At 70.6% G+C, this 18,633-nt stretch carries 22 protein-coding genes; 5 read left to right on the top strand and 17 right to left on the bottom strand.

What is annotated here, in order from left to right; all coding sequences use genetic code 11:
- Positions 1-233: 233 nt before the first annotated feature.
- From ACFV2X_RS43250 to ACFV2X_RS43170, 17 genes are all read right to left on the bottom strand, one after another.
- The gene (locus ACFV2X_RS43250) at positions 234-632 is read right to left on the bottom strand and encodes a hypothetical protein (RefSeq protein ID WP_385626982.1); all 399 of its coding nucleotides are present in this window, start codon (positions 630-632) and stop codon (positions 234-236) included.
- Positions 633-755: 123 nt separating this feature from the next.
- Positions 756-1,589, bottom strand: a complete 834-nt coding sequence (locus ACFV2X_RS43245; protein ID WP_385626980.1) for an AAA family ATPase — start codon at positions 1,587-1,589, stop codon at positions 756-758.
- Positions 1,589-2,308, bottom strand: coding sequence for a GGDEF domain-containing protein (locus ACFV2X_RS43240; protein ID WP_385626978.1), 720 nt, complete (start codon positions 2,306-2,308; stop codon positions 1,589-1,591). Before ACFV2X_RS43240 ends, ACFV2X_RS43245 begins: the two co-directional genes overlap by 1 nt.
- A gap of 81 nt (positions 2,309-2,389) precedes the next feature.
- Positions 2,390-2,761 carry a hypothetical protein gene (locus tag ACFV2X_RS43235; protein WP_385626976.1) on the bottom strand — a complete coding sequence of 124 codons (372 nt, stop codon included), beginning with the start codon at positions 2,759-2,761 and terminating at the stop codon, positions 2,390-2,392.
- An 89-nt stretch (positions 2,762-2,850) separates the two neighbouring features.
- Complete coding sequence (locus tag ACFV2X_RS43230) at positions 2,851-3,450, bottom strand: hypothetical protein (RefSeq protein WP_385626975.1); 600 nt, start codon at positions 3,448-3,450, stop codon at positions 2,851-2,853.
- An 81-nt stretch (positions 3,451-3,531) separates the two neighbouring features.
- A complete protein-coding gene (locus tag ACFV2X_RS43225) occupies positions 3,532-3,684 on the bottom strand; it encodes a hypothetical protein (protein ID WP_385626973.1) in 153 nt (50 codons plus the stop codon).
- 126 nt (positions 3,685-3,810) lie between these two features.
- Positions 3,811-4,389, bottom strand: a complete 579-nt coding sequence (locus ACFV2X_RS43220) for a DUF6919 domain-containing protein (RefSeq protein WP_385626971.1) — start codon at positions 4,387-4,389, stop codon at positions 3,811-3,813.
- 59 nt (positions 4,390-4,448) lie between these two features.
- The gene (locus tag ACFV2X_RS43215; protein WP_385626970.1) at positions 4,449-4,835 is read right to left on the bottom strand and encodes a hypothetical protein; all 387 of its coding nucleotides are present in this window, start codon (positions 4,833-4,835) and stop codon (positions 4,449-4,451) included.
- A 79-nt stretch (positions 4,836-4,914) separates the two neighbouring features.
- Positions 4,915-5,088 carry a hypothetical protein gene (locus ACFV2X_RS43210; protein ID WP_385626968.1) on the bottom strand — a complete coding sequence of 58 codons (174 nt, stop codon included), beginning with the start codon at positions 5,086-5,088 and terminating at the stop codon, positions 4,915-4,917.
- Positions 5,089-5,184: 96 nt separating this feature from the next.
- Complete coding sequence (locus ACFV2X_RS43205; RefSeq protein WP_385626966.1) at positions 5,185-5,790, bottom strand: hypothetical protein; 606 nt, start codon at positions 5,788-5,790, stop codon at positions 5,185-5,187.
- Positions 5,791-5,958: 168 nt separating this feature from the next.
- The gene (locus ACFV2X_RS43200; RefSeq protein WP_385626964.1) at positions 5,959-6,612 is read right to left on the bottom strand and encodes a hypothetical protein; all 654 of its coding nucleotides are present in this window, start codon (positions 6,610-6,612) and stop codon (positions 5,959-5,961) included.
- 12 nt (positions 6,613-6,624) lie between these two features.
- A complete protein-coding gene (locus ACFV2X_RS43195) occupies positions 6,625-7,152 on the bottom strand; it encodes a hypothetical protein (protein ID WP_385626962.1) in 528 nt (175 codons plus the stop codon).
- 215 nt (positions 7,153-7,367) lie between these two features.
- A complete protein-coding gene (locus tag ACFV2X_RS43190) occupies positions 7,368-9,671 on the bottom strand; it encodes a hypothetical protein (protein WP_385626960.1) in 2,304 nt (767 codons plus the stop codon).
- Positions 9,672-9,761: 90 nt separating this feature from the next.
- A complete protein-coding gene (locus tag ACFV2X_RS43185) occupies positions 9,762-10,013 on the bottom strand; it encodes a hypothetical protein (protein ID WP_385626958.1) in 252 nt (83 codons plus the stop codon).
- 61 nt (positions 10,014-10,074) lie between these two features.
- A complete protein-coding gene (locus ACFV2X_RS43180; RefSeq protein WP_385626956.1) occupies positions 10,075-11,538 on the bottom strand; it encodes a hypothetical protein in 1,464 nt (487 codons plus the stop codon).
- A gap of 91 nt (positions 11,539-11,629) precedes the next feature.
- The gene (locus ACFV2X_RS43175; RefSeq protein ID WP_385626954.1) at positions 11,630-11,887 is read right to left on the bottom strand and encodes a hypothetical protein; all 258 of its coding nucleotides are present in this window, start codon (positions 11,885-11,887) and stop codon (positions 11,630-11,632) included.
- Positions 11,884-12,192, bottom strand: coding sequence for a hypothetical protein (locus tag ACFV2X_RS43170; RefSeq protein WP_385626953.1), 309 nt, complete (start codon positions 12,190-12,192; stop codon positions 11,884-11,886). Before ACFV2X_RS43170 ends, ACFV2X_RS43175 begins: the two co-directional genes overlap by 4 nt.
- A 298-nt stretch (positions 12,193-12,490) precedes the next feature.
- Between ACFV2X_RS43170 and ACFV2X_RS43165 the strand changes: the two genes are divergently transcribed.
- From ACFV2X_RS43165 to ACFV2X_RS43145, 5 genes are all read left to right on the top strand, one after another.
- Positions 12,491-13,306 carry a GntR family transcriptional regulator gene (locus ACFV2X_RS43165; protein WP_385626951.1) on the top strand — a complete coding sequence of 272 codons (816 nt, stop codon included), beginning with the start codon at positions 12,491-12,493 and terminating at the stop codon, positions 13,304-13,306.
- A 503-nt stretch (positions 13,307-13,809) separates the two neighbouring features.
- Positions 13,810-15,600, top strand: a complete 1,791-nt coding sequence (locus ACFV2X_RS43160) for a helix-turn-helix domain-containing protein (protein ID WP_385626949.1) — start codon at positions 13,810-13,812, stop codon at positions 15,598-15,600.
- Between the two features lie 901 nt (positions 15,601-16,501).
- Positions 16,502-17,059, top strand: coding sequence for a transcriptional regulator (locus tag ACFV2X_RS43155; protein ID WP_385626947.1), 558 nt, complete (start codon positions 16,502-16,504; stop codon positions 17,057-17,059).
- Positions 17,059-17,457, top strand: a complete 399-nt coding sequence (locus tag ACFV2X_RS43150) for a hypothetical protein (RefSeq protein ID WP_385626946.1) — start codon at positions 17,059-17,061, stop codon at positions 17,455-17,457. Before ACFV2X_RS43155 ends, ACFV2X_RS43150 begins: the two co-directional genes overlap by 1 nt.
- Before the next feature lie 200 nt (positions 17,458-17,657).
- Positions 17,658-18,035, top strand: coding sequence for a hypothetical protein (locus ACFV2X_RS43145; protein WP_385626944.1), 378 nt, complete (start codon positions 17,658-17,660; stop codon positions 18,033-18,035).
- Positions 18,036-18,633: the final 598 nt, after the last annotated feature.

Raw genomic sequence — 18,633 nt, 5'->3', positions numbered from 1 at the left:
TCACCCCCCTCCGCCCCCCGGGGGGGGGGGGGGGGGGGGGGGGGGGGCCCCCGCGGGGGGGGGGGGGGGGGGGGGGGGGGCCCCCCCCCCCCCCCCCCCACCCCACTCTGTCGCGCCGCTGGGACATTCCGGGCGGGATCATTCGATGACGGCCCGCACGAGGCACGGGGTTTCCGTGATTCTCCTCGTGCGGGCGGACGTACCGGTGCGGTTCCCGCCAGTACGGGCGTGAGTCAGCGCCGGGGCCGCGTCGCAGCCGGGGCCTTGACGTCCGGGACCTTCGCCTTCTCCGGCGCCTTGGCCTTGGCCGGGGACTTCGGGGCGCTCGGAGACTTCGGCGCCTTCGAAGCGGCTGGCGTCTTCAGGGTCGGGCCGGGAGCCTTCGGGGCGGCCGTCTCCGGGCGGTGGTCGCCACCCGCCGCCGGGGTGCGCGTGCTGCTCGGCTTCGGGCGCGGGGTGGACAGGATGCACGGCCGGGCTCCGTCCGGAACCAGGTCACCGCCTGCCATGCGGACAGGCTTCGGGCACGGCGGCGGGCTCGCGGGAGAGTCCTCGTGCTGGCCGCATCCGGAGAGCGTGAGTGCGGCGGCCAGGGCGGCCGCCGTGATGGCGGCGGCGCGGGTGTTGTTCATCGGTACCTTTCGCGGAGGTCGGGTTTCGAGTGGTGATGTCGACCGGGATGCCACCCCTGCCAACATGAAGAATAATACTAGTTTTGAACCTGCTTCGCAAGGTGTGCGTGCTCGGCGGAGGGATCAGCAGTCGCAGCGGGCGCACTCGACCTCGTCGGCCGGGGTGTTGCGGTAGGCGTCGGCGAGCTCGGCCACGGAGCGCACCGGCGTCCAGGCCGGCCCGGGGCATCCGGGGGTCGGGCAGGGGACGCTGGCCTCGAACCGGATGTCGAAGGGGTCGGCGTCGTCCATCCACCGCACCGTCAGTGATTCGCTCGCGGCGGCGAAGGTGCCGGTGCGGAATCGCTCGTCGCGGCTGGGGGTATCCCAGTCGAACAGCTCGGCCGCACCCGCGCCGAAGACCCGGCGCACGTCCTCCAGGTCGGCGGTACGGGCCTCCTTGGCGGCCAGCCGCCGCAGCGCCGTACCCAGGGCCGGGAGCGTCTCGGCGAGGACCACATGGTCGATACCGTCGTCCTTCGGATCTGCGGTGCGCAGTTCTGCGGCCTGCTCGTCGACGACGTGCTCGGGGACCCTGATGGTGCCGGTGCGCGCGGCGTTGCGGGCATGGACGACACCCAGGGGGGTGTTCAGCACGACCGCGTAGGAGGAGAGACCGTATTCGTCGGCGAGCTCGGCGAAGTGGCGGCGCTGGTCCTCGTCGGCATGGGTCGCGTCCAGGACAGTTGTCCTGCCCAGGTCGAGGCGCTCACGGAGGACGGTTTCCAGGGCACGCCAGGCGGCGGGGCTCACCCGCTGGTTGCCCGGATCGTCCGAGCACATCTTGCGGAAGTCGTCGGCGCGCAGGACCTGGCTGGGATCGAACATGCGCGAGAGCCGGGTCTTGCCGCTTCCGCTCGGCCCCAGAAGCAGGATCAGCGCGGGCATGTGAAACGGCAGGTCGGTCGGAGTCGTCATCAGGCAGCGGCCTTTCGGAAGGGAAGGACGTCGGCGAGGCGCCGAACGGGCAGGGACAGCAGGCGGGCCGGGCGGCGGCCGCGGCGGCCGCGCCCCTTGGCGCGGTACATCGCGGTGTCAGCGTTCTTCAGCAGCGCGGACAGCAGGGCGCTGCTGGTGCTGGCGGGCCCGGGGTCAGTGTCGGCGGTGCGGGCGGCGCCGATAGACACCCCGACCGTCAGGCGCAGGCCCTCGTGCCGGACGGGCTGGGTCAGCAGGGCGTGCAGGCGGGCGACGCGCGCGGGCAGGTCGCCGGTGTCCGGGAGGGCGACGGCGAACTCGTCGCCGCCCAGGCGTCCGGCCTCGGCGCCCTCGGCGGCGGCCCACTCGGCCAGGCGCGAGCCGACGGCCGCGAGGACGGCGTCCCCAGCGTCATGCCCGAACCGGTCGTTGACCGGCTTGAACGCGTCAAGGTCGACAAGGAGGGCCGCGGCCGGGCCCGCCGCGACGATCTCCCGGGCCCGTGCGGTCCAGGCCGCTCGGGTGGGCAGACCGGTGACCGGGCAGGTGCGGGCCTGGGCGAGCTGGCCCTGGAGGTCGGCCACCTGGGCCAGCAGCTCCTCGGCGGCGGGCACGACCTCGGCGAGGGCACACCTCAACTGCTGGGGGCTGGCGTCGGGGCGGCCGAGGTCGGCGCGGGCACGGTCGAGCAGGGCGCGGGTCTGTATGGCGGGCTGCATGGGGAGGGGGGTCCTTTCGGTCGGTGTGGGTTTCGAGCGGGCCCGGGGCGGCGGTGCCATCCGCCGCCCCGGCGGGCGGAGTCAGCGCAGGGCGGCGCGGATCGCGTCGGCCTGCTGGGAACTGCGGGCGTACGGCAGGGCGGACCTGCCGACCAGTTCGGTGGCAGGACGACCCCGGAAGCGGTCGCCCTCGGCGTCGCGGTCGGCCAGCAGCTGCTCGCGCAGGCCCCCGGGGATCACGGCGTACGGGGCCACGAGCTCCAGCACGGTGTCGACGTCGCTGATGTCGTACGGTGCGGCGCCCGCGAAGACCAGGTGATCGTTCTCGCCGTCCTTGCCGTCGGGCTCGTCCCAGGCGGTCGCGAAGAAGCTGGCGAGCGGGGCGTCCCATCCGACGCGGACGGTGCGGCCGACGGGAGCTCCGCCGAGCGGGGTCAGGGTGTGGCTGGACAAGGTGTCTCCGTTCTGCGGTCTCGCGGTCCGGGCGGTCCGGCTCCGCCCGTGCTGCCCGGACCGGTCGGGGCCGGGCAGCACGGGCGCAGTCAGCTGTGCCGGGAGGCGCGGTCGCACTCGGAGGCCCAGGGGCCGGGTCCGTTCAGGCGGACGTTCAGCAGGTCCTCACGGATCTGGACCGGGGTCCACACCCGGCCCCGGCGGCACTCCTCGCGGCGCGGGCAGTCGCTCGCCGCCTCGAACCCGCGCCTGCCGTGCCGGATCACGAGCACGGACCCGCGAAAGACGATTTCCCCGTACAGGTGCGTCCGGTCGATCTCGGTGGTCACCTCGGCCAGGTGGTGGGCGACGTCGTACCCGAAGCGGATCGCAGCCTGCGCCCACACCTGGAACCAAGGGGTCGGGGTGTAGTGGTCGGCGAGCAGCTCGATGATCGGGTCGACGGACGGCAGCCACTGGGTGCTGGAGGTGTCGAACGTGCCGCAGTTCGGGCAGGAGTGGCGGACCGGCTGGCCGGTGCACCCGCTGGCGAGTCGCTCGCCGCAGCACGGGCAGTGGTGGCTCCGGCGCTCGTAGTCGCTGCCTGCCGGGGCGTCGCAGCCCTTGCAGATCCCCGTGCGATAGGTGGGGTTGTGCGGCTGCACCGGCTCAAGGGCCGGGGTGGTGCGGTGGGTGGGACAGGTCGTCATGCCATGGCTCCGTATGAGGACGGGGCCGGGGCGGCCGCCGTGCTGGCGGTCCGCCCCGGATGAGCGGTCAGGGGTAGCGGGTCAGCTGCGCGAGCCGGCGGCCGCGTTGCCGTTGGTCTGCGTCTGGCCGCGAGCGAGGCGGACGGCCACCGCCATCTCCGGCGTGTTGTGCTTCTTGTAGGCGGCGGCAGCCTCGGCGTGGAGCTTCTTGACGCTCTCGCTGGGATTGGACACGGATGCCTCCGGTATCGGGTTTCGAGTGGTGGTGCCGGTCGGAGTGCCACCCCCTTCCAACAAAAAGAACATTACCAGCCTTGAACCTGATTCACAAGGGGTTCGGTTCGCGCCGGTTCTGGAAGATCAGCGGGCAGAGCTGGCGAGCTGCTCGGTCAGTTCGCGCCACAGCAGGGAGTCCCGGCCCCACTGGGGGTCAACGAGGGTGACCTGGTGAGCGGCGACGGCGGCGCGCAGGGCGTCGCGGTGGCACCCCCGGTAGATCTGGCGTATGTCCCGGCGGCGCAGTCGGCTGCCGAACGCGGCATGTGCTTGCCCGCCCCAGGTGGTGGCCAGGATGTACGGGACCGGGCCGAGGCGGCGCACCTGGTGGACGGAGTACAGCAGGCCCGCGTCATGGGCGGTACGGACGAGCCGTTGAGCTCCGGCCGCGTCGATGAGGCAGTCGACGGCGGCGCGCTGGCGCCACATCCTCCCGTCGAACGCCGGGCCCTCGAGGCCGGGCTGTGAGTCGTGGGTCACGATCCCGGCTCGGTTCAGGGCGACGAGCACGGGCACCAGGGGGCCGGTCTCCTCGTCGGGGCCTCCCTGGTAGGCGCCGCCGGGCAGAGCGGCCAGGGAGCCCTCCAGCCACTGGGCGGTCAGTTCACCGAGGTCGGCCAGGGTCCGGGCGGTGGACCAGATACGTGCGGCTGAGCGGGGCATGGGGTCCTTCCCAGGACGGGAAGGGGCGGCCGCCGCTGCGGCCGCCCCGGGGGGATCGGTCAGTGGGCGGATGGGGGTAGCAGCGGCTTGTCGACGTCGCGGTGCTCGATGGCCGTCTGGCGGCCGGTGAGCTGGACGAGCTCCTGGGTCCGGCGGGCCATGCCGACCGAACGGTGCCGGCCGCCGACACAGCCGTAGGCGATGGTGATGTCCCCTCCGCGGGCGGTGTCGTGGAGACCGACCGCGAGGAAGGAGGCGACCTGGGCGAGGGAGTCGGCGCCGCGCGTCGCCAGGACGTGGTCGTACACGGCCGCGTCCAGACCGGTGAGGTTCTTCAGCTCGGGGTCGTGGAACGGGTTGCGGAAGAACAACGCTCGCAAGTCGTAGGTGACCTCGGCGGCGGGGGGCGCGGCGTGGCCGTAGCCGAAGGAGATGATGCGTATCACGGGATACCTCTCGTGGTGCGGTCGGGGTTTCGAGTGGGTCCGGGGCGGTGGTGCCAACCACCGCCCCGGGGTGGGGTGTTCAGTCCAGGGGGCGGACCGTGACGTCCAGGTCGCGCGGGTCGGCGGCGGCCGCCTCCTGGAACTCCCGCAGTTCCTGGTCGCTGTAGATGGCCTTCTGGTCGCTCGGGCCGCCGGTGACGGTGTTGACTTTTTGGCCGGTGCGGGACGTGGCGGTGACGACGAACTTCGCCATGGGGCGGTATCTCCTCGGTCGTGGGATGCGGAACCCGTGCCGTACTGCACGGCTCCCCTTGGCCCCGGCGGTGCGCGCCGGGACCGCGGGCAGCCGTCAGGACCAGGCGCGTTCCGCGTCGGCTTCCATCTCGCGCGCGGCGGCCGTCAGTGCGTCCGCCATCCGCTCCTGGGCGAGGGCTTCCTGGGTGTCTCCGGCGGCCTCGGCTGCCTCCTGCTCGGCCCGGGAGCGGAGCGCGAGGGCGCACAGGATGCCGATGACTGGGTACACCCCGCCGTACCGGTTGAGCTCGTCGACGGCCGCGGCCCGGTCCTCGCTCCTCGCCAGCTTCGCCTCGGTCTCGCGCAGGGCCTCGGCCGCCTCCTGCCAGGTCGGGCCGGGCGCGATCCACTCGGCGGCGTCCTCCAGGAGGTGCACGGTGCTCTGGGCGAGGCCGTAGGCGGCCAGGGCCGGGACCAGGTCGACCAGGCTGGCCTCGGCGCCGCGCCGGACGAGAGCGACGGCGGTGAACAGGATGAACGCCGCGCAGCCGATCGTGTCGGCCAGGCCGGCGGCCCGCCGCACGATCCCGGCGGCGTGGGCCTGGAGGCGGGTGACGCCGGGCATCGGCAGCAGGCAGACCATGCAGGTCAGGCGGAGCGCGTTGTTGTAGGTGTCGCAGTGTGTGCACTGACGGTTCTTCAGGATGCGTCGGATACGCACGGATTCCTCCGGGTGTGGGTTTCGAGTGGTGTCGGTCAGGGCGCCACCCCCTTCCAACATGAACAACAATACCAGCTTTGAGCCGCATCGACAAGGGTGCGCCACCCCGGACCGGAAGTTCGGGGGCTGGTCCGGGGTGTCACGGCTCGGCCGTCGCGCCCCGGGGAGTCACTCGTTCTCGCTGTCGCCGTCGTCGCCGTCGGAGCTGCGGTTGTCGCGGGCGAAGCGCCGGGCTCCGGCGTTGTCGGCGGCCTTGATGGCGGCCTGACCGGTGCGGAGACCCTCGCGGCCCAAGTCGAAGCCCTTACCTACGGCGTTCGCGGTGGCGCCGACGGCGTTGGCGGCCGCCGTAGCGCTGCCGGCCACGGCGGTGACCATGCCCAGCGCCGCTGCCAGGGTGCCGCCCTGGCGGCGGCCGCGGGTCCCGCCCTGGGCGGCTGCCGCCTTCTTGGCCGCGAACGTCTGAGCGGCGGTGCTCTGCTTGGCAGTGGCGGCGGGCGCCGCAGGGCCGCGCTTTCCTTCAACCACCTTGCCGTCGGGCATGGCCAGGCGGAAGCGTCGGCCGGGGGCCGACTTCTGGTCGAGGGTGCGCACCATGCCGGGGGTGATGTGCTCCAGGGCGAAGAAGCACTTGGCCTTCGCCGCCTGGCGGCCGCCGGTCACCGCCCGGTGCTCCTCGCCGCAGGAGGCCATGACGGTGTTGCCGGATACCAGCAGCGTGAGGCGCCGGGGCGCCGGAGCGCCGTCCCGGCCGGGGCAGCGGACCGGGACACCGTTGATGGTGAGCGGTCCACGGAGGGTGAGGGCGAGGGTGGCAGTCACAGATGGAACTCCTTACTTGCTCTGGGCGATGGCGGTTGCGGTGGAGGTAGCGGTGACCTTCCCGCCGAGGAGGGTGCGGCCGGTGGCGGTGGCGGTCGCTTGGGCCTTTGCGGTGGTGGGCCCGCCCGTGCGGCGGACGGCGCTGGCGAATACGCCACGGACGACCCAGGCGACGACCGTGACGCTGACGCTGAAGGCGGCCAGGACCAGGGCCAGAGACTCCAGCCAGGGACCGGCGAGCCGGAGCCCGTACCCGGCCAGGACGCTGCCGCCAGAGGCGGACCACATCAGCAGCGCGGCGGTCTTCGCCCAGGCCGGAATCGGCTGACCCGTGGCCGCTACGGGAGCGGGGACCTCCCGGGGGGACACGTAGGCCAAGACCTGGTCCCCGCCGGGCAGGGTGACCAGTTCGACCCCGGGAATCGGCGCCTCGGCGGGCGCGGGCGGGTTGGTGGCGTAGCGGACGACGGCGGGCGTCTCCTGAGGGCGGGTGGTGATGGTGTAGACGGTCTCGGGGTCCCTGCGGGCAGGGGAGTTCATGATCGGGGACGCTCCTTGGCGTTGATCGTTTTACGGTAGTTTGTGATCGGGATGGCCGCCGGTACGGGTCGGGTCGCTGCAGGCCAGGGGCCCGTACGCGGCCGGTACGCGGCTCCGGGGACCGGTTCGCGTACCGGCCGGGGCGAAGGGCGTACGGGGGCCGTACCGGGGGCTGACCTGCGGCAACCCGACCCGTACGGACCCCGTACCGAGGGTCATTCCGGGGCAATCCCGGCGGCTGCTCGGACTTCGCCGAGGTAGTAGCCGTTCGCTCGTCCCCCCGCGGTCCAACCCCTGGCGGCGAGCTCCCGGCCGGTCCCCTCCAGCTCCGCATCAATGGCCCGGCGGAGTTCGGCCCCTCCGGTGCGGGCGTACGTGGCGTCGTCTCCCTCGGCAACGCCCAGCGCGGCCGCCGACCAGCTGTCGCGGTCCAGCTCGGCCAGGCCGGCGAGCAGGTGGGAGGTCCGCATCCGCTCCGGGTCGCCCGCGGCCCGGAAGGCCGCGAGCATCTCGGCGAGGATGCCCGGGCGCTCGTTCTCGGCCGCGGGGCCCGTGGGAGCTCCGGCCGGGGCTGGGTCGCCCAGGCCGTCGAGACCGCCCTGTACCGAGCTGAACCCGGTCAGGGCGATGAGCGCCTCTTCGATCGGATCGGACCGCTGACCGGGCAGCGCACCGACCTGGGCCCGGACGTTGGCCGCTCGGCCAATGAGCCGGGCCGCCTCGCCCTTCTTGTTCTGGTCGATCATGTACGCCTTGGTGAGCAGCTCTCCCTCGGCGCCCTTGCGGATCCCCAGCGGGGCCTGCTCCCGGGCGATGTCCTGCGGGCGCATGCCTTTGCCGACCGATCCGGAGCCGAGCACGGCGTTGGCGGACGTGGCATCTGCCACGCGCAGCGCCCACCGCTCCAGCAGGTTGGCCAGGAGACGGGTGTCGACCATGCCCTTCTTCGGGTCCTGGATGGCGATGACCAGGTACACCCCGACACCGGCGCCCGCGCGGGCGATGGAGTCGAGCTTGCCGGTCAGCTCCTCCGCCATCAGGTTCCTGGCCTTGTTGGGGGTGTTGCTGTCCAGGTAGTCGGCGGCCTCGTCGATGATGAGCAGCTCGATGCCCATTTCCGCGAGGTCGTCCTGGTCGGGGGTGGAGCGCCCCTTGCGGGCCAGGTAGCGGCTGCGGTCGTCGATCTCCTTCTCGTACAGGTCCAGCAGCAGCGACAGCCGTGGACCCTGCTTGTGGATGTACGTCGACAGCACGGGCGCGTAAACGCTGTGCTCGGCGGGCTTCTTGCCGGTGGCGATGCGGATACGGACCCTCGGGTCGAATGCCGCGCCGCACACCAGGTTGCGCAGGACCAGGCCCTTGCCGGCCCGGCTCGCGCCGCCGATGAGCGCCATCAGCTCCAGCAGCTTGAGCATTGCCGACCGGCCGCGCTTGTCGAAGCTGGCGGGGATGCCGTCCTCGACTGCGTCGATCGGACCGTTCAACTCCATCAGGGGAGACGGCCGGTGCCCGGCGAAGGGGTCCGTGTCCGTCATCCAGAAGCTGATGTGCCCCGGGCTGCTGATCGGCTTGACGTCGATCCAGTCCTCGGAGACGTCCAGCGCGGCGGCGATCTGCTCGCTCTTGGCGCGCAGCATGGACACCGTCACGCCCTTGGCCCGGAATCGCACCTCGACACCGCCGTCTGCGGCCAGGACGGGAGACGTCAGCTGGATCGTCTCGTCCTCGCGGAGGATGCCCGCCGTTCGCAGTGCCTCGTTGAGCTTGGTGTCCGTCAGCGGCGCGTCGGCGGCTTCGGCGGGCTGGTCGAAGAGGACGACCGGACCACTCCGGTCGATCTCCCGCACGCCGAACACCGCCAGCACACCGACCAGCGGAAGGAGCGCGGGAACGGTCAGGGCCATGCCCCACAGCTCAGCGATGGCCACGACCAGCGCAACGTAGGAAGTGACACCGGTGGCGGACAGAGTGGTCAGGTTCTCCCGACGGCGGGCCTTGCCGATCGTCCGGCGTTCCGCGCGCAGGTTGGCGACGTCGGTGTTGTCGTAGACCCCATCCTTGTTCTTCACCGACTGCCGGGCTTCACGGATCATCCCGCCGTACTCGGTGACGAACAGGTAGCTGTATGCGGCGCTGACCTCGCTCTTCAGGCCGATGGACGACAGCTTGACGAGCCGCCAGAGGTAGACCGGGCTCTTGGCCGTGTGGTAGGCGGCGGCGTGTGCCAGAACGTCCCGCCGGTGGCGCCACACATCGGGGTTCGTGAGGGAGGCGGGAACCAGCGCCCTCAGACCCGGGCGGCGCTGGTCGTCGAGCTGCTCGATGACCGGCAGGGCCTGGTCGCCGACCTCGTCGGACAGCCGGACGGTGCCGCTGGTGGCGTCGACGATCCCGGCGGCCGTGGTCTGCGCCTCGGCGCGGGCGGCCTTCTCCAGCACGTCACGCTGCTGGGGCGGCAGGCGGTCGAGGAGGTCGATGACCTTTCCGCCGGTGGCGGAGTGGTCGGTGGGCTGCGTCATGATGGGTGGTGTTCCTCTCTTTGGGGGACAGGGGCCCGGCCGGGTCGCGTCAACTTCTCCGGCCGGGCCCCGTGGTGTTCGGGACGGCGGCTACTTGCCGTCGTTCTTCTTGCTGTCGTTCTTCTTGCTCTTGCGCTTCCTGACGGCCGCCTTGGCCGTGCCCGCCGCCATGCGCGGCATGTAGGGCAGGGACAGGACCGCGAGGAAGACCACCGCGGCGGCGATGGCCGAGTCCCGCAGCGTCCAGCCGTGGTGTTCGGGCAGCACCCAGAGGGTGGTGATCCCGGCAGGGGCGGCGAGGATCAGCAAGGAGGGCAGGGGCCGCTGGGGCGTTCCGCTCATGCAGTGGTCTCCAGTTCCGTGTCGGTCGTGTCGGTCAAGTGCCTGCCGGACTGCCGGGTGCTCACTCCTTCACCCCCCGCTCGCGCTGGACGGCCTTGCGCGCCCGGACCGCGTACTCGTTGGCTCCTCCGCCGAGGACTTCGCGGACGTTGCGGGCGGACAGCTTGTCCGCTCCGCCGAGGGCGTCAGCGAGCTTGCGCACCTTCTCCAGATCGGCCTCCGTCAGGGGCCGCTCGGGGGTCTTCCCCGAGTTGCGTCCAGACCCTTGCTTCCCTTTACGCCCAAGGGTTGTAGGGCCCTGGGAAGGTCCGCCGGGACCCCTGCCGTTGGGGGCGTTGCCGCCCCCGTTTCCGCCGCCCTCGTCCTCGTCAAACACGTCGGCCAGGAGCAGCTCGACGGCGGTCGCCTCGGGGGTGCGGCCGGCGGACTGCATGACCTCGTCGACAGCGGCCCGCGCGGCGAGCTCGGCGGCGAGCGTCTCGGCGGTCTGCCCGATCGGCAGGCCGTGGACGCTGCGCCATGCGGCGGCCCACAGATCGGTGGCCCTGATGTTGGCGGGGGAGGCGGCCAGCAGCATCTCGTAGCGGTCCCACACGTCGAGGAAGGCGGCGGCGCGGCGGGCGTCGGTCCATGCGCGGTCCCGGCTGATGCCGCCCAGCGGGTGCGCGGTGATGATCTGCTCGTACCGTTCCCATGCGCTGGGGAACAGCTCGCTGCGACGCTTGTCCTGGTTGGCGATGGCCTGCTCCTCGGCCATCTTGGCCTCGGCGGCGCGGGCCTCCGCCGTCTTCCGGCGGTCGGCCTCCAGCTGGCGGCGGCCCTCGATCTCCGCGCGCTTGGCGGCCAGTTCTGCCTCGGCCTTGCGTGCCTCGGCTTCGGCCGCCTTGCGCAGAGCCCGCGGCGTCTTGCCGTGGCGCTTGGAGATCCGGCCGTGCTCATGCAGGTCCCACATCGCAGGACCGGCCACGGAGCAGAAGGCACCGGCTACGGCGGTGGCGGTGCCGTAGACCTCACTGCCGTGGGAGAAGTTGATGTACGCGGCGAACAGGGCGTTCAGGAAGGCGCCGGTCCGGTAGTGCCAGCTGGGACGGTTCTCGTCGATCGCGGCCGCGGCGCCCTTGAGCAGGGCGTAGGCCCCGCCCTCAAGGACGAACGGCGTGATCACCAGGAACCAGGCGTCGGGGTCCCAGAACGCCAGGACCTGGAGAGGCAGGGAGACGACGACGCAGGCGATCATGAACGCCCGGGCCCAGTTGCGCCAAGTGGCGGCGGACTGCTCGGCCCGCTTCTTCGCGGCGGCCTCTTCCGCCTCGCGGACCTCTTCCTCTTCACGGGTCTTTGCCGCCTCGCGCTTGATCCGCGCGGCCTCGGCCTCGGCGGCCGCGATCTTCGGTGCGTTGCGGGCCTCGGCCAGCTGCGCGTCGAGCTCGGCCTTCCGGGCTTCGGCCGCCGTCGTGGTGCGGATCAGGTCCGCGTGCGCGGACTGCTCGGCCCACGACGGCGAGCTGTGCTCTGGGGTGCTCATCGGGTGGGGTCCTCCTGGGGCGCGGGGGCGGTGGTGCGAGGGGGGCGGGGGGAGCGCAGGAACGCCGGGTCAAGCCGGAAGGCGCAGCGGGTCATGTCGTCACCGCCGGGCGCTTGTACGTGGCGGCGGCGTTGATCCCGCGGCGGGCCATGAGGATCACGCCGAGCGCTCCGGCGACCAGCGTGACGGCGGCCGCGATGGCGATGAGCGCGACGGCGGCGGCGCCGACGATGATGACGAACAGCGGGATGACCAGGAAGAACAGGCCGGTGTGCAGCTCGTCCACGCGGACGAGGAACAGGCGGATAAAGGCGTTGATCGCCTCGATGGTGCGAGCGTCGAACTTCACGCGGCCCACCCCCCGGTGATCTCGTCGTCCAGGCCGGGGCCGGCGGTGGTCTCCTCGGCCTGCTCCAGTTCCTCGACGAGGGCGAGCAGCGCCGGGCGGGAGGCGGTGCGGCGGCGGGCGGTGATGGCCTCGGGGTCGTCCAGATCCAGCAGCAGCGTGGCGACGAACTCGAGGTACGCGCCGCGAGCGCGGGAAGAGTCGGCCGGGCTGCCGAGGAAGAAGCGTTCCGGCTGGCCGGTGAGGGCGGACAGTGCGTGAAGCGCGGCCCCGTAAGGGGTGCGCACAGCAGATTCGTTCGTGGACACGTCAGTGCCTTCCTTCATGCAGGTTTCGAGTGGGAGGCCCGGCGCCCGGGGTGCCACCCCCATGAGCCGGGTCGGTGCGCGCATCAGGCACGCACCATGTCGCTCCTGTCCGGCCGCGCCGTTCAGTCGCAGGATTAATCTTGCACTGCAACACGATCATAGTCAACAGTCCTGGGACTCATTGACTGATCTTTTCTACTGTCCTAGGATTAATCGCATGCCCAGCCTGCTTGAACGCGAAGAGTTGCGGTATAGATTGCCGCCCATACAGACGGACGACACGACAGGAGCCGCCACGGTGGCGACCCCCCGATACGAAGAAATCGCCGAGGACTTGGCGGCCCGCATTACCACCGGCGAGTTCCCCGCCGGCTCGACACTGCCCGGCTACAAGGACCTGGCGTCCCCCACCCAGTACGACGCCAGCAAGGCCACCATCGAAAAGGCTCTCGGCCTGCTGGAGGCAAGGGGCCTGGTCCGCCCCGTGAAGAGGGGCGGCCTGCGCGTCCGCCACCCCGGCCCCCGCCGCGTCATGGGAACCACGATCGACCGGCACCCCTCGCGCGGGTACGCCTTCCCTTCGGCCGCCTCAGCGTCCGAGCCCTGGCAGGTCCACGGACGGCCCCAGGTGGCCCGTCTGCCCGTGCCCGGCCATATCGCGGAGCGGCTCGGTGTTCCGGAGGGCACTCATACAGTCCGGCGCCGCATGGTGACCTCACCGGCCGGGGAAGGGCCGTACCAGGTCAGCGACGACTGGGTGCACCCCGACCTGCTTCAGCAGATTCCGCAGCTGGGCGAGCAGCTCATCGGCCCAGGAGGTGTGCCTGACCGAACCGAGCAGGCCGGCCACGGCCCACTGACCTGGCACCGCCACACCCGCGCGCGCCAGCCCGAAGCGGACGAGGCTCAGCTCCTGGAGATCCCGCAAGCCCTGTGGGTCATAGAGATGGCCTACGTCGCAGTATCCGGCCGGACCAACCGTCCGGTAGCGGTAACGGTCCGGGTTGCGCCCGCCGATCGTGTCGAGCTGGCCGACACCATGCGCCGCGCCCCCTCCGCACGGTGGCCGGTCACCCCGATCGAACCGCCCAGCGAAGCCATCGCTCTCGGCTGATGCGATCACCGCACGTGCACCTGCCGTCCCCGTCCGGCGCTTGCCCGGATGGGAGTCAACTGGGGCCGCCTGCTAACGGTTTGGTCCACCCGGCGACACACCGGTTACGGTGCGTGTGGTCGGATAGAACGTGCGAGGAGGAGCATTCGCCTCAAACGCAACAGGCCCCCGAAGAGGCCTGTCGTTCCGCACGTTCCGCCGCGCCTAGACCACGGGGAGGTGCGCTTTCGATGAGCGTACGGATTCAGGCGATATCACCACAGCATCCTTCGAGCAGCACCACGCCCAACAGCCAGCCACCATGTTCCGGCCTCGGCCGCAGATGGCACACCGCCCCACCCAGCTGAAAAGTCTGGTGGCCGCCCCGACAAGCGGAACGGCCACCAAAGTTCGACTCGCCCAGAGTCTGCGCCCCCGAGGGGGCATCGACCCACACCCACAGGTGGGGCCTCTTACTGGCGTGTTGCCACACGCCAGTAGCGCCAGAATAGACGCGGCAGCACGTGATCACGCAGCTTGCCCACTATCTGGCCAATGAGGCTCCCCGAAACGCTCTAAAGGGAAGCACTCTTGCCACTCCAGCACCACCCATCCACATACCCGACGAACTGCGGTTTCATCGCCACCCGATGGGGTGTGAGCCGATGAGCCTCACCCCGATGCTCTGGGCGATGAAGGCCGCCCCCGTCGCCGATACGACCGAAAAGCTGATCCTGATCTCCCTCGCCGAGCGCGCCGACGAGGATGGATGCGACGCATTCCCATCCAAAGCCACCCTGGCGAAGGACGCGATCTGTGATGAGAAGACCGTTCAGCGGAAGCTCGGAAAGCTGGTCGACCGCAAGCTGATCGGCCTGGGCGACCAGCGGGCCGCGCAGTACATCGAAAAGCGCTACCGGCCGAAGGTCTACGACCTGCTCATCCCGTACAGCTGGTTCCCGGACGTGGACGAGATCAACGAGTCCCGTCGGCGGCGGGGCCGAGGTCTCCTCACTCCGGAGAACCGCCCCGACATCGTGCCTGCTCCGACTCGCAGAGAGCGCTCTGACAAGGGAAAACCTCGCACAAAGCAGGAATCCACCCCTCCCAGGGGGGACACAAAGTCCCCCCTCACGAAGCCGGATTCCGCTCCCGCACCAGGGGGGACTGACAGACCCACCAGGGGGGACTCTCAGTCCCAGCAGGGGGGATTGACAGACCCCCAAACCTCCCCTGTTAAACCTCCCCACTCAAACCTCCCCGGGGCGCCTTCGGCGCGAAGCGCTGGTGACGGCCGTAGGCCTTCTACCGGTAGTAGCGCACGCGGGACCTCAAGCGGCGCTGCCGCGACCGGCAGCGCCAAGGCGCCGCAAAGCAAGTCCACTCGGAAGCCCGTTCTTGTCACCGCTCAAGTGCAGCAGGTTCTGAATGCGTACCCGCCCCGGCTGCGGGAGGCGATGATGACGGTGGCGCGCACTGACCGGCCGAAGAGCCTCGTGAACGCCATCCAGGCGGAACTTGGTGGCCGGGGTGAGGCTCAGGTCGAGCGGCTGGTAGCACGTGTTCAGCGTCGCTGGAGCACCCACCAGTACGCGGACCTGGTGGCAGACGGGAGGTTGGCCAAACCCGTAGGTGCCGCAATCGCGATGGTCAAGGCCGGACCCTGCCCGTCCTCACGCTGTGAGGACGGAAAGCTTGACGACGGAACCCCTTGCTGGACCTGCATCGAGCGAGAGAAGGACTTCCACGCGGAGCGCCGGGCCGCGGCCGAGAAGCAGGCGGACGAAGTGCGGCGTCGGGCTTGCCCGTACTGCGAGCGGGACCGGGGCACGGCCGGCAAGCCGTGCCCTGAGTGCACCGCGACGCTGGAGGGGGCCCAGCGGGACATTGCGGCCTTTGTCGACCGGGCCCTGGCCGACTACGCCGCGCTCGGCGCCGGGCGGGACACGGTCCAGGTTCGCGAGCGTCTCGGGAAAGTCGTGGACCAGGCATATCGAGAGGCAGCGGCCGCCGGGGCGAACTCGGTAGGGCAGGCCTTGGCTGCCCGGTTCGCCGTCCACACCGAAGCCAATGCGATCAGGAGGGAGCTGGAGGAAGTAGCGATCAGAACTGAAGCTCTGGCTGCATCCGCAGATCGCACCGGCCACTCAGCAGCTGCCGCCATCCCTGCCCTGATGTCCACGGAGCGGCGTGGGTGCCCGGGGCACGATGGAACAGGCTGCCCCACGGAAAGCCCCGGCGTCGGGAGTGACGGACTGTGCGTCCGCTGCCGGTCCGTCGTCCTCACCCGGCCCCCGCACTCCTCCGTCGACTGACCCGTGCTGTTGGTGGGGCCTCGAAGAACTACCTTCGAGGCCCCACCGCCTTCCTGCCCATTTCGTCAGGCGACCAGGAATGTGCAGCAGTAGGTGGTGCATCGCGCCGCTGGCGCGATTGCGGGGGCCAGCCCCCGAACCCCCGCCAGCGCCCAGGCGGCGCTGGACCCGCCACCGCGCGGGGGGCGCCTCCCCCCGCACCCCCCACCAGCGCCTTTCGGCTGCGCTGGACCAGCCACTGCCGCCTGCCCTCAACCGCGCAGGCCCGTTCCGCAAGCTCCACGGGCCCACGCGGTTGACCCCTCGGGCCCTAGGGGGCCCTCACTGGGCAGTTGCCCCAGGGATTAGTGGCTGGTCACCATCGTGGTTCCGGCACCACCTGAGGCCAGTAGCCGTCATCAGGTGCATTGAGGTGACTGGTATGGGCTGACGTCGACGTGGGAGCCGGAACAGCACAAGGCCGATACTCAGGTGCAGCAGAGCTGACGGTGAGGAACGGCTTCCGTGAGCGATTCGCGTGACCCGACCATCGCCCGGCTCAACTGGCTGCCCAACCCCCGGAACCTGCTGAGCGGCGCAAGACTCAGATCGACCTGCTTTGCCTTTTGACGCGCGGCGAAGCCGCCTTACGGCCCTCGGCCCCCGCCGGGGGAACCATGACCGACGGCCGGTGCGGGATGAACGCGCCGACGGCGCATCCATCCCGCACGTCGTCTGCGGCATCTACTACGTATTTAGAGGCGAAGATCATTCCCGCAGGTCAGAGCGTTTTGATCTGTACGTATCCCGACAGACGAATGTACGTTGCTGCACCACCCTTCCCGATATCGGGAAACGGTCTCGTGCGCGACACGCCAAGCGAGATGCTGGGCGTTTCCCGATTCCGGGAAGGGTGTGTAAGGTGGCGCGCACTGATTCCCGTACATGGGAAAACCCGAGGTGGGAGGCTATGGCAAGGCGCACCGGAGTCGTTCGCGAGACTGGCGAGCTGATGCACGTCGACATGCTGCCCGGCTTCGAGGATGAGCAACTCGCCAAGAGGCCTCCCGTCGGGTACAGCTGGCGCGGCCGCCACATGAACGTCTCCAAGGAGATGGGCGCGGCGGTGTGGCGCAAGGACTCGGGCTATGACCGCAACGACCGGGATGTGCTTGGCTTCTACCTCTTCAACTCGGGCGAGAGGGCAGCCCGTGTGGAAATGACCTTCGACCAGATCGGCCAGGAGCTCGGGATGAACCCCCGGGCGGTCTCGAAGTCGGTCAAGAAGCTCCACGCAGGTGGCTTCCTCTTGGAGGCTGGCACGATGGCCAAGGTCACCCTGTACCGCCTGAACGGCCGCTTCGGATACGACGGGCCCGCTGAGGAGCAGGTGAAGGCGGTGGCGGACATGAGGCATCCTGTAATCCCGGCACCCGAGCCGGAGCCCGCCAAGTCGCGGCCCTCCAAGGAGGTCAAGTGATGAGCTCCCCGGCTGAGCAGTTGGACGCCGAATACTGGCTGAACCGCGAGCAGCTGCACGAGCTGCTGTGCAAGTCGGGAGACCTACCCGCCGCCGCATCCAAGATCCTGATGTACGTCGCGACGGGGGCCCCTCTCGGCCACCGCGTCGATGAGTCCGCTTCCGCGATCGGTGGGAAGCTCCGGATGAGCACCTCGGCAACGTCACGTGCCGTCAACGCTCTCCTTGCAGATGCGTGGCTTGAGCCCGCGGGCCGACTCGTGGGTGTGCAGACCTATCGGGTAGGGCCGGCCGTGTACGAGGCCCTCGCCATCGGCAGGGACGGAGCTCCGTTGGAGAAGGAGGACCGGCCGCTCGCGACCGTCCGGCATCTCCCGGTGCCCACACCGATCGACTGACCTTTTCTGCGCTCAAGGCCCGCGCCCCCGGATCGGGAGGCGCGGGCCTTCGCCTTTCCCGCTCTCCGCTGGCGCCGGGGCGGGACTTCCCCGCTCGCCGGGGCCGACGGCGGTCCGGCCGCGTAGCTTTCACCCACGACGTACGGGCGTCCCGCACCCGAGCCGGGCCGGGACGCCCACCGAAGAAGGAGCCTGTCTCGATGGAGAACACCAAGACCGACATCGATGCTGTCTCACAGAAGATTGACGTTGAGATGTACGACCGCATCGACACCTTCGTCCAGGCCCGCCTGGACGAAGCCCAGGCGGGCCTGCCGGCCGGGAGTGACGTGGCGCATGCTTTGGACGCTCTGAGGTACTTGGCCAGCAGGGCGGCGTCCGTCGGTGACCTGCTCCGGCTCGGCCTCCGTTCGCATCCCGACGAGGCTGTGCGTCAGGCCAGGGCGGAGGAGGCGTGGGAGACCCTGCGGCACATCTCCCGACGTTGGGACAAGCATCCTGACTATGCCGCCGAGTACGGCCAGACCTGGCGAGACCTAGTCGTCGCGAAGAACCGAAACCCAGACCTTCGTAGTTGACCGCTGCTGCGGACCCGCTTTGCCCAGGCCCATCTCCCTGATTCTCGGGAGGCGGGCCTTCGGCCGTGCGCGCCCTGTACGGCCTTCGAGCCGGCCAGGGGATAACGAGTCCCGGCAGCACCCTTCCTCCCTCGGGTCCGTGGGCCTGCTCGGCCCACTCCCCCTCGGGACACCCCCACTGACCAGGCGCGACGAGTCTCCGCGACGTAGTAGCGACGTCCCGTGCGTTACTACCGTGGTGAGGACCGGTGGGCACCGGCCTTGACCCACGGCGACGGCGCCGCACTCGAGGTGCGCAGCGGCGGGCCGGGGCGATTTTCGGTGGTGCGAGGACTCGTTATCCCCCTCAGGAGAGAGAGCGCGCCGGAGGCGCGGAAGAGGGGCGGATGGGTGGGGCGGGGCTGGGCAACGCCCGTGGGCACCCCTCCCCGCCATACGGGGCTGAGCAGGCCCCGCCCCACCCATCCGCACTGCATCTCGTCCGTGCTCCCCCACCCCACCGTCGGCAGCTTCCCCCCGTGGAAGGGATACAGAAAGGGCGCGCTTCGCGCGGCGACCTACAAGAACAAGGCGCCTAGCTCTGAAGGCAGTACGGCAT

This window comes from Streptomyces sp. NPDC059679, assembly GCF_042734105.1.
Classification (GTDB): domain Bacteria; phylum Actinomycetota; class Actinomycetes; order Streptomycetales; family Streptomycetaceae; genus Streptomyces.
The sequence above is the reverse complement of the archived record's forward strand: the minus strand, read 5'-3'. Positions and strand labels throughout refer to the sequence as shown.